The organism is Mesorhizobium sp. M7A.F.Ca.MR.362.00.0.0 (assembly GCF_004023175.1).
Classification (GTDB): domain Bacteria; phylum Pseudomonadota; class Alphaproteobacteria; order Rhizobiales; family Rhizobiaceae; genus Mesorhizobium.
The window spans coordinates 10,268-19,296 of the sequence record NZ_RZTF01000031.1; the positions used below are offsets into that span (position 1 = coordinate 10,268).

The 9,029-nt window shown below is 64.0% G+C and carries 10 protein-coding genes and 1 pseudogene; 1 reads left to right on the plus strand and 10 read right to left on the minus strand.

The window, feature by feature from the left end; translation table 11 throughout:
• From EOC06_RS41880 to phnG, 5 genes are all read right to left on the minus strand, one after another.
• A partial coding sequence (locus tag EOC06_RS41880) for an alpha-D-ribose 1-methylphosphonate 5-phosphate C-P-lyase PhnJ (protein ID WP_245469379.1) occupies window positions 1-244 on the minus strand: 244 nt, incomplete at its 3' end.
• Window positions 241-660, minus strand: a complete 420-nt coding sequence (gene fosX, locus EOC06_RS06965) for a FosX/FosE/FosI family fosfomycin resistance hydrolase (RefSeq protein ID WP_128307403.1) — start codon at window positions 658-660, stop codon at window positions 241-243. The genes EOC06_RS41880 and fosX, both read right to left, overlap by 4 nt.
• A complete protein-coding gene (locus tag EOC06_RS06970) occupies window positions 657-1,769 on the minus strand; it encodes a carbon-phosphorus lyase complex subunit PhnI (RefSeq protein WP_128307404.1) in 1,113 nt (370 codons plus the stop codon). Before EOC06_RS06970 ends, fosX begins: the two co-directional genes overlap by 4 nt.
• A gap of 1 nt (window position 1,770) precedes the next feature.
• Entirely contained in the window at window positions 1,771-2,382 is a 612-nt protein-coding gene (gene phnH / locus EOC06_RS06975) for a phosphonate C-P lyase system protein PhnH (RefSeq protein ID WP_128307405.1), read from the minus strand.
• Complete coding sequence (gene phnG, locus EOC06_RS06980; RefSeq protein WP_127328214.1) at window positions 2,382-2,843, minus strand: phosphonate C-P lyase system protein PhnG; 462 nt, start codon at window positions 2,841-2,843, stop codon at window positions 2,382-2,384. Before phnG ends, phnH begins: the two co-directional genes overlap by 1 nt.
• 132 nt (window positions 2,844-2,975) lie before the next feature.
• Here phnG and phnF point away from each other — a divergent pair, with 132 nt between their 5' ends.
• Entirely contained in the window at window positions 2,976-3,725 is a 750-nt protein-coding gene (gene phnF / locus EOC06_RS06985; protein ID WP_164898495.1) for a phosphonate metabolism transcriptional regulator PhnF, read from the plus strand.
• 77 nt (window positions 3,726-3,802) lie between these two features.
• Here the strand turns inward: phnF and EOC06_RS06990 are convergent, their stop codons facing one another.
• From EOC06_RS06990 to EOC06_RS41885, 5 genes and pseudogenes are all read right to left on the minus strand, one after another.
• A complete protein-coding gene (locus tag EOC06_RS06990; RefSeq protein WP_128307407.1) occupies window positions 3,803-4,822 on the minus strand; it encodes a zinc-binding alcohol dehydrogenase family protein in 1,020 nt (339 codons plus the stop codon).
• Between the two features lie 66 nt (window positions 4,823-4,888).
• Window positions 4,889-5,854: an ABC transporter permease gene (locus EOC06_RS06995; protein ID WP_128307408.1), complete on the minus strand. Its 966-nt coding sequence runs from the start codon at window positions 5,852-5,854 to the stop codon at window positions 4,889-4,891.
• Complete coding sequence (locus tag EOC06_RS07000) at window positions 5,851-7,404, minus strand: sugar ABC transporter ATP-binding protein (protein ID WP_127328220.1); 1,554 nt, start codon at window positions 7,402-7,404, stop codon at window positions 5,851-5,853. Before EOC06_RS07000 ends, EOC06_RS06995 begins: the two co-directional genes overlap by 4 nt.
• Before the next feature lie 155 nt (window positions 7,405-7,559).
• The gene (locus EOC06_RS07005; protein WP_127272465.1) at window positions 7,560-8,552 is read right to left on the minus strand and encodes an ABC transporter substrate-binding protein; all 993 of its coding nucleotides are present in this window, start codon (window positions 8,550-8,552) and stop codon (window positions 7,560-7,562) included.
• A gap of 300 nt (window positions 8,553-8,852) precedes the next feature.
• Window positions 8,853-9,029, minus strand: a pseudogene (locus EOC06_RS41885) (aldo/keto reductase); the annotation flags it as partial.

A 9,029-nucleotide genomic window follows, 5' to 3' on the forward strand; every position in this document is an offset into this window, starting at 1 on the left:
TCGAGACCGCGTTGGTGGTGTCGTCGGCGCCCTGGTCGATCACCTTGAGCACATCGTCTGGGCCGATGATCGAAGCGGTGACCTGGACGCCGCCAGTGCCCCAGCCATAGGGCATCGGCATTTCGCGCGAGGCGAACGGCACCTGATATCCCGGGATGGCGATGCCCTTGAGGATCGCGCGGCGGATCATCCTTTTGGTCTGTTCGTCGAGATAGGCGAAGTTGTAGGTGGCGATGTCGGTCATGATGCGACCTCAAATCCCTTGGCGTAGCGCGCCAGCCGCTCATTGAGCGTGCCGGTGTGCAGTTCGAACATGTGGTTGTCGTCGTCGTAGAAATAGATCGAGCGGCCCTCGCCCTCGACGCGCGGGCGCGGCGGGCGCATGTCGAGGCCGAGCTTGCCGATGCACTCGGCATAGTGGTCGAAATCGGCGTCATCGATCTTGAAGGCGATGTGGTTGTAGCTGCGCTCCGGCAAGGGCTCGCCCTGCATGATGGCGACCCAGATGTCGCCGATCAGGAAGAATTTTTCGCGCGACACCGAGAACTGCTCGGCATCGCTGGCATAGATTTCGCGTGCGTCGAATACGCCCTCGAGGATCTTGGTCATCCGCTCGAGATCGCGGACGATGAAGGTCATGTGGGAAAGCCCTTCGATCATTCCGCGGCCTCCCGCTTCTCTTCGACCTTCACGGGGTTTTGGTGGGCGTCGTGTTCGGCGCGCATGCGGCGCACGAGGTCGAGTTCGGCCTGGAAATCGACATAGTGCGGCAGCTTCAGATGCTCGACGAAGCCGGTCGCCTGGACATTGTCGGAGTGTGAGATGACGAACTCCTCGTCCTGGGCCGCGGCGACGACATCCTCGCCGAGCTCCTTCGCGCGCAGCGCCCGGTCGCAGAGCGCCATCGCCATCGCCTTGCGCTCGCTCTGGCCGAAGACGAGGCCATAGCCGCGGGTGAACTGCGGCGGCGCCTTGGCTGAGCCTTTGAACTGGTTGACCATCTGGCATTCGGTGACACGGACAGTGCCGAGCGGGACAGCGAAGGGCAGTTCGGGAACGTCGAGCTCGAGCTCGACCTCGCCGATGCGGATCTCGCCGACAAAGGGATGGTTGCGGGCATAGCCGCGCTGGGTGGAATAGCCGAGCGCCAGCAAAAACCCCTCATCGCCGCGCGACAGCGCCTGCAGCCGGATGTCGCGCGCCATTGGGAATTCCAGCGGCTCGCGGGTGATGTCGCCGGGGACATGGTCCTGCGGCATGTCGCCATCCGGTTCGATCAAGCCTTCGCGGGCGAGGATGGCCGAAACGCGCGGCATGGCTTGCGCTTCCGTCTCGCGCAGCAAGGGCTCGGCGACCTCGGCCCCCGCGGCAAGCTCGGGATCGAGCAGTCTGTGCGTGTAGTCGAAGGTGGGCCCGAGCAATTGGCCGCCGGGCAGATCCTTGTAGGTCGCCGACACACGTCGCTCGACCAGCATGGTGGCGGTGTCGATCGGCTTGGAGTAGCCGAAGCGTGGCAGCGTGGTGCGATAGGCGCGCACCAGGAAGATCGCCTCGATCATGTCGCCGCGCGCCTGGACGATGGCTAGGGCGGCCAGCTCCCGATCGTAGAGCGAGCCTTCGCTCATCACCCGGTCGACGCCGAGCGCCAGCTGCTCGACGATCTGGTCGAGGCGAAGCGCCGGCACCGAACGGTCGCCGCGGCGTCGGTCGGCAAGCAGGCTGTGGGCGTTGGCGATTGCGGCTTCGCCACCTTTTACCGCGACATACATCTTACGCCTCCATCGTCTTGATGCGCGTCGTGCGCGGCAGGCAGGCAATGCCGCCTGATGTGACGAGGATGATGTCGACGCCACGCGGAAAACGCTTGATGTTCTGTTTCCACTGCTCGACGAAATGGCGCGGCATCTGTGCCGGCGCGATCGTGGCGCTGGTTTCGATGCCGGGACCTTCGAGCAACAGCGGCGTGCCGGAGACGAGATCGCCGACTTGCAGGATCAACGTGGTCGAACGGTCGGGATAGTCCTGCGTGCCCTGCGAAAAACCATCAAGCGACATCATCTCGGCCGGGGCCGCGATGAAGGCGAAATGCGCATCGGCCGGTGTGTTGGCCACGGGCACGCCAGTGTGGAACCCAAGCCAGGATCTGATCGCGGCGGAAGCTTGCAGGGCCTGGTCGAGCCAGAGCGGGGTGTCGTTATCGCACAGCGCCAGTGCGATGGCGCCGGCGGTCGCCGAGAGCGGCGCCGGCGGGCGGGCGAAGCCCGGCAGCGGCTGCACGCTGCCCGGCCGAGCCATTGCGTCCATGACGGCGCGGAACACGGTCTGGGCGTCGAAGACCGGATCGGCGAAACCGCCCTCGATCGATTGCGCTGCAATGTCCATCAGTCTTCTCCGCGAACCATGGTGAAGAAATCCACCTTCGTTGCCGCCGTCTCGGCGCGGCGTTTTTCATGCGCTGCGGTCAGAGCCGACCGCAGGGGCGCTATCAGCCCGGTCTCGACCTCATTGCGGCGGGCAGGGTCCTGCCACAGCGCGTCGGCGATGGCCGCCAGCTTCGCCTTCTGCTTGTCGCGGCCAAGCGCATAGCAATGGCCGACCTGACCGGAGGGCAGCCGGACGGTGGCGCGGGTAACGGTCGCCTCGCCGACATTGAAAGGGGCGCCGCCGCCGCCGATGCGGCCGCGCAGGGTGACAAGGCCGGTTTCGGGGCCGCGCAGCAACTCGGCGTCCGAAGGCAGTCCGGCCTCATTCCAGAGCCGTACGATGTCATCGCCGCTGGATTGCGTAAGGGTTGCCATGGCGGCTTTGCGCTCGGCCTGGTCGCGGGCTTCCTGTCCTCGCATCAGCAGCATTCCTCTTTGTCAATTTGTCTATTGATGTAGACAACTATACAAATTATATCTATTATCTAACGCGTGTCCATGACGGGTGGATGACAGCGATAGAAGACTGGGCGCTGGAAGGTTGGGGCAATGATGGTCGGGCGGCTGTTAGCGGACAGCATCGAGCGGCGCAGTGGCGTTTCGCTGTGGCGGCAGATCGCCGACAAGATCCTGCATGCGATCGCCATCGGCGATTTCACGGAGAATGCAGCGCTGCCGCCGGAGGTGGCGCTGGCAGAACGCTATGGCGTCAACCGTCACACGGTGCGCAACGCCATATCAGCCCTTGTAAGGGAAGGCGTGCTGCGGGCCGAGCAGGGGCGCGGCACCTTCGTGCTGTCGCGCAAGCGGCTGTCCTATCCGATCGGGGCGCGCACACGTTTTTCGACAGGGCTGCAAGGGCAAACGACGGAACGGCACATCGTCCTGCTCGCCTCGTCGGTCGAGCCGGCCAGCCAGCGCGTCGCCGAGGGACTGGGTCTTCCCAAGGGAGCCGATGTGATCCGGCTGGAAACGCGCGGCGAAGCCGACGGACGGCCGGTGTCGCGCGCTGCCGGCTGGTTCGAGGCCCGGCGCTTTGCCGGCATCGATGCCGCGATGGCGGAGACCGGCTCGATCACCGCATCGCTGGCGCGCTTCGGCATCGACGACTATCTCCGGCAATCGACCATGCTGTCGGCGCGCCATGCCGATGCCGCCGACCTTGCCGACCTCGACCTGCAGCCGGGCGCCATCGTGCTGGTCACGGTCGCCGTCAACGTCACGCCGGACGGCCAGCCGATCCAGTTTTCCGAGTCGCGCTTTCCGGCCGAACGGGTGGAGCTGAAGCTGTCGGCGCTGTAGGGAGTGCCCGGCCCAGCTCAGCCGCATTCACTTGCCAGCGGCGGCGCATTGGAGGACCGGCTTCGCCGTTTGCCATGTTATGATCCGACCTCGATCACAGCCTTGATCAGGCCCGATTTCTCATGTGCCCAACGAGCCAGATCGCGCGGCGTGCCGGCGAGTGTGGTGCGGTGTGTGACGAGCTTGGCCAGGGGAACGGCGCCGTTGCGGATCGAGGCGGCGACGTGATCGAAGTCGGCGCGCAAGGCGTTGCGGCTGCCGATCAGCGTCATCTCGCGCTTGTGGAATTCCGGATCGGAAAAGCTGATGTCGTCCTTGACAACGGAGACCAGCACCAAGGTGCCGCCATGCGCGACATGGGCAAAGGCCGACTGCACCGACTGGGTGTTGCCGGTGGCGTCGAAGACCACATCGAAGCCTTCGCCTGATGTTGCTTCCTTGACCAGGTCGGGCACCGCGCCGCGCGAGCCGTCGAGGGTCTGGAAACCAAGCTCATTTGCGGCGAAGGCGAGCCTTTCACTGCTCATTTCGAGCAGCGTCACGTCGAGTTCGGCGATGCGGGCGAAGATGGCGGTGCCGAGCCCGATCGGGCCGGCGCCGATGACCAGCGTGCGGGCGCCGGGGTCGGCGCGGGCGCGCCGCACGGCATGCGCTCCGATGGCCAGGAACTCGACTGCGGCGGCGTCGGCCAGCGACAGGCCGTTGGCCGGATAGAGATTTTGCGCCGGCACCAGGATCCGTTCGCACATGGCGCCGTCGCGATGCACGCCCAGCACCTCGATCCTGACGCAGCAATTCGGCTTGCCGTGCCGGCAGGCGATACACTTGCCGCAGGAAAGATAGGGGTTGATCACCACGGGCTCACCAACGGCAAGACCGACGCCGTCGCCGGTCTCGACGATCGTTCCCGACACCTCATGGCCCATGATGCGGGGATAGGCGAGGAACGGATGCTTGCCCTCGAAAATGTGGTAGTCGGTGCCGCAGATGCCGACATGGCTGACCGCCACCAGCGCCCAGCCGGGAGGCGGTGCCTCTGGTGCGGGCCGGTCTTCAAGGACAAGATCGCCGGGCGAACGGCAGAGGACGGCTTTCATGCGCTAATCCAGTCATGAAATCGCCGGCCCGTTGGTGTGGCGGGCCGGCGGTTGATTGCGGGATCGCTACTTGCCGCGGCGGCGCAGGCCGTCGAAGTAGACGATGATGATGATCAGCGCGCCGGTGATGATGCGCTGCCAGAACGAGTTGACGTTGAGCAGGTTGGCGCCGTTGTTGATGGTGGCCAGGATGAAGGCGCCGAGCAGCGGCCCATGCACCGAGCCGACGGCGCCGAACAGCGAGGTGCCGCCTATGACCGAGGACGCGATCGCCTGCAACTCCCAGCCCTCGGCCTGCGTCGGGTTGCCGATGCCGATGCGGGCGGCCAGCAGCACGCCGACAAAGGCGGCGCACAGGCCCGACAGCGTGTAGGCCATGTAGATGGTGCGCTGGACATTGACGCCGGACAGGCGCGAAGCCTCGGCGTTGGAGCCGACCGAAAACAGGTACCGGCCCCAGCGGCTGTGGTGCAGGAAGATATAGGCCGGAATGCCGACCAGGATCACCATCCAGAACAGGTTGGGGATGCCGATGAAGGAATTGCGCGAGAAGGCGGTGAAGGTGTCGCTGTTGATGTTGATCGAATTGCCGTTGGTCATCAAAAGGCCGATGCCGCGCAGCGAGGTCAGCGTTGCCAGCGTGATGATGAAGGGCGGCAGGCCCATCTTGACGATGCCGAAGCCGTGGAACATGCCGATGGCGATGCCGACCAGCAGCGTCACCAGAATGGCGAGCCAGATGGGGAAGCCGGCATTGATCATCATGGCCACGACCACCGTGGCGAAACCGACCACGGCGCCCACCGAAAGATCGATGCCGCCGGTGATGATGACGAAGGTCTGGCCGACCGCCATGATGGCGATCATCGAGCCCTGGCGCAAGAGATTGGCCATGTTGTTGGCGGAGGCGAAGCTCGTCGTCGACACGGAGAGAAGGATCCAGAGCAGAACCAGCAGCGCCAAAAGCGTCAGCCCAAACAGGACATTATAGTTGCGCTTCGGTTTTTCGACGGCGATCGCCTCGGTGCTCATATCTGTCCTCCCAGCTTTTCTTGTTTCTCGGCGAGCGCCTGAGTGAGAATATCCTCGTGGCTGGCGGCGTGAAAACCGTGCGTCGCCACCAGTTTGCCGCGCCGAAACACATGCAGCGTGTCGGCGAGTTCATAGACTTCCGGCAGATAGGACGAGATCAGGATGATGCCGGCTCCCTTTGACAAAAGTGCGCTGAACAGGCGGTAGATCTCGGCCTTGGTGCCGACATCGACGCCGACCGTCGGTTCGTCGAAGATGAACAGCTTGGCGCCGTGCGCCAGCCATTTGCCGATGACGATCTTCTGCTGGTTGCCGCCCGACAGGCTGGATGCCAGCGCGCCGCGCGTCGGTGTCTTGATGCGCAGATCGGCGATCTGGCGATCGGCTTGCGTCTTCTCCTGCGTGCTCGAAATCAGCAGATTGTTCGAGATACGCTTGTAGATCGGCAGGTTGAGGTTGAAGCCGACCGGCAGGTTGAGGCAGAGGCCCTGGTCGCGACGGCTTTCCGGCGCCAGCGCCATGCCGAGCTTGATCGCGTCATGCTCGGAATTGACCTGCACCTCCTTGCCTTCCCAGAGGATCTGGCCGGCGGATTTGCGGTGGCGGCCGTAAAGCGTGGTGACGAACTCGCTGCGTCCGGCGCCGATCAGGCCATAGAGTCCGACGATCTCGCCGGCGCGGACCGTCATCGAGACATTTTCGAAGCCCTTGCCGGACAGGTTCCTCGCCTCGATGAGGGCGGCGCCCGGCGTGAAATGCTCCTTGTGGTAGACCTGCTCGATCGAGCGGTTGATCATCATCTTGACCAGCTCGGCATCGTTGGTCTCGGCGATGTTGCGGGTGCCGACCAGCGTGCCGTCGCGCAGCACGGAAACACGGTCGGCGAGCTCGAACACTTCCTCCATGCGGTGGCTGATGTAGATGATCGTCACGCCTTCGCCCTTCAGCCGGCGGATCAGGGTGAAAAGCTGGTCGGCCTCCTTGCGGGTGAGGTAGGCGGTTGGCTCGTCGAAGATCAGGAATTTGGTGCCGCGCACGGTGGCGCGGGCGGCGGCTATCAACTGCTGCTGGCCGATGGTCAGGTCGCCAAGCGTGACATGCGCCGGCAGGTCGAAGCCGAGGTCGTCGATGATCGTCTGCGCCTGCCTGACCATGGCGCGCTGCTGCAGGATGCCGAAACGCGAATTCTCCTCGCCGAGGAACATGTTGGCGGCGACCGTCAGGTGACGGCACAGCACGACTTCCTGGTGCACGGCATTGATGCCGAGCGCCATCGCCTCGTGCGGCGTCGCCAGGGCGGCCGGCTGGCCCTCCCAGGCGATCTCTCCAGAGGTGCGCGGCATGACGCCGGTCAGAAGCTTGATGAGCGTGGATTTGCCGGCGCCGTTCTCGCCGACGATGGCGTGGATCTCACCGGACTTGAAGGCGAGGTCGACCGGCTTCAGCGCGTGGGTGCCGGGATAGCGCTTCTCCAGCCCGCGCAATTCGAGGATGGTCCGCCCCGGTTCCAGCACAGGGGCCGGATGCAGTTCCTGCGCCGTCGATGTCATGACAATCCTCCCAGATTGGCCTCACGATTGGCACGCGGCGAGACAAGGATATGTCTCGAAAACAGCCTAGCCTACGCTTATGGATTGCCAAGCCGTTTGTGCGGCAGCTTGTCTCCGGGGCGAGGTGCCCCGGAGACCATTGCGGATGCGACGGCTCAGAGCTTCGGATTGAGCAGCGCGTCGATCTTGGGGTCTTTCATGTTGTCCTTGGTCACCAGATTGGCGCCGGTGTCGACATTGGCTTCGACCTTCTCGCCCTTGGAAGCGGCGAGTGCGGTCTTGATGCCGTCATAGCCCATCCGGTACGGATCCTGGACGACGAGGGCGGAAATGACGCCGTCGTTGAGGAACTTGATCAGCTTCTCGTCGCTGTCGAAACCGACCAGCGCCAGCTTGCCGCCAAGGCTGTTTTCCGCGACAGCCTGACCGACGCCCTGCGCCATGATCAGGTTGGAAGCGAAGATGCCCTTGAGGTTCGGGTTGGCGGTGATCAGGTCGGTGGCGATGTTAAGGCCGGTGGTGGCCTGGCCGTCGGCATATTTATCGGCGACCAGCTTGAGGCCCGGATATTTGGCGGCCAGCTGTTCGGTGAAGCCCTGCTTGCGCTGTTCGAGCGAGCCGGCGCCCGGCGCGTTGGTGATCAGGGCGACGTCGCCCTCGATCTTGCCGCCGTTGGCGGCGCCGATGGCGGCTGCGAGGCCGTCGGCAGCGACGCGGCCGCCCTGGACGTTGTCGGTGGTCAGGAACGAGGTGAAGGCCTTGGAGTCGGCGCCGGAGTCGATGCCGATGACCTTGACCTTGGCAGCGGCTTCATCGATCGGCTTGCCAAGCGCCTTGAACTCGGTCGGCGCAATGACGATCGCCGCCGGGTTGCTGGCAACGGCGTTCTCGAGGATCGAGACCTGGCCGTTGACGTCGGTTTCAGCCTGGGCACCGAGTTCCGGCACGTTGACGCCGAGATCCTTGCCGGCCTTGCGGGCGCCGGCCAGAACGATCTGCCAGTAGAACGACGTGGTGTCCTTGACGATGATCGGAATGGTCACGTCCGCCGCCGAAACCGGCGCCGAATGCATGACGCCGGCGAGCATCGAAGCTGCTGCCAGCGCCATGACGGCGCGGCGGTTGAGAATGCTGGTCACGAATTTCATGAGGTTTCCTCCCTAAGTCGCCCGGTGAACGATACGGAAGCTCCGTCCGGATAGGCGTGGTCCAAAACAGAACTTTATCAATAAAAAACAATTGCCATGTTTTGATAATGCATCGAACAGATCGATGCAAGCGCTGTTTGATCAGTCCTTGCAAGGCCTGGCAGAGGCAAATCCACCGCGCTGCTCCCCATTGGCGCCGTCACACTTCCGTTCCGTTCCGGGAACGTATGGAATATTAATTCCATCATTTCGTCAATATAGAATGTCCATTCCTTCGTGTGACCGCAAGAATATGGAGTTTCACACCAGCTCCTGCACCAGCGTGTGGGGACGATATCTGGCGTATTCCGTCTCCGGCACGTCGATGCCGAGCAGTTGGAGGTTGCGCGTCAGGTTCGCCAGCTTGGCGGTGCCGGTCAGCACGGTGGCGACGGCAGGTTCATGCAAGGGGAATTGGAACGCTGCGGCGGCGAGCGG

Coding starts and splice junctions, on each gene's coding strand:
- fosX (WP_128307403.1), bottom strand. CDS start 660: ATGATCGAAGGGCTTTCCCACATGACCTTCATCGTCCGCGATCTCGAG.
- EOC06_RS06970 (WP_128307404.1), bottom strand. CDS start 1,769: ATGTATGTCGCGGTAAAAGGTGGCGAAGCCGCAATCGCCAACGCCCAC.
- phnH (WP_128307405.1), bottom strand. CDS start 2,382: ATGGACATTGCAGCGCAATCGATCGAGGGCGGTTTCGCCGATCCGGTC.
- phnG (WP_127328214.1), bottom strand. CDS start 2,843: ATGCGAGGACAGGAAGCCCGCGACCAGGCCGAGCGCAAAGCCGCCATG.
- phnF (WP_164898495.1), top strand. CDS start 2,976: ATGGTCGGGCGGCTGTTAGCGGACAGCATCGAGCGGCGCAGTGGCGTT.
- EOC06_RS06990 (WP_128307407.1), bottom strand. CDS start 4,822: ATGAAAGCCGTCCTCTGCCGTTCGCCCGGCGATCTTGTCCTTGAAGAC.
- EOC06_RS06995 (WP_128307408.1), bottom strand. CDS start 5,854: ATGAGCACCGAGGCGATCGCCGTCGAAAAACCGAAGCGCAACTATAAT.
- EOC06_RS07000 (WP_127328220.1), bottom strand. CDS start 7,404: ATGACATCGACGGCGCAGGAACTGCATCCGGCCCCTGTGCTGGAACCG.
- EOC06_RS07005 (WP_127272465.1), bottom strand. CDS start 8,552: ATGAAATTCGTGACCAGCATTCTCAACCGCCGCGCCGTCATGGCGCTG.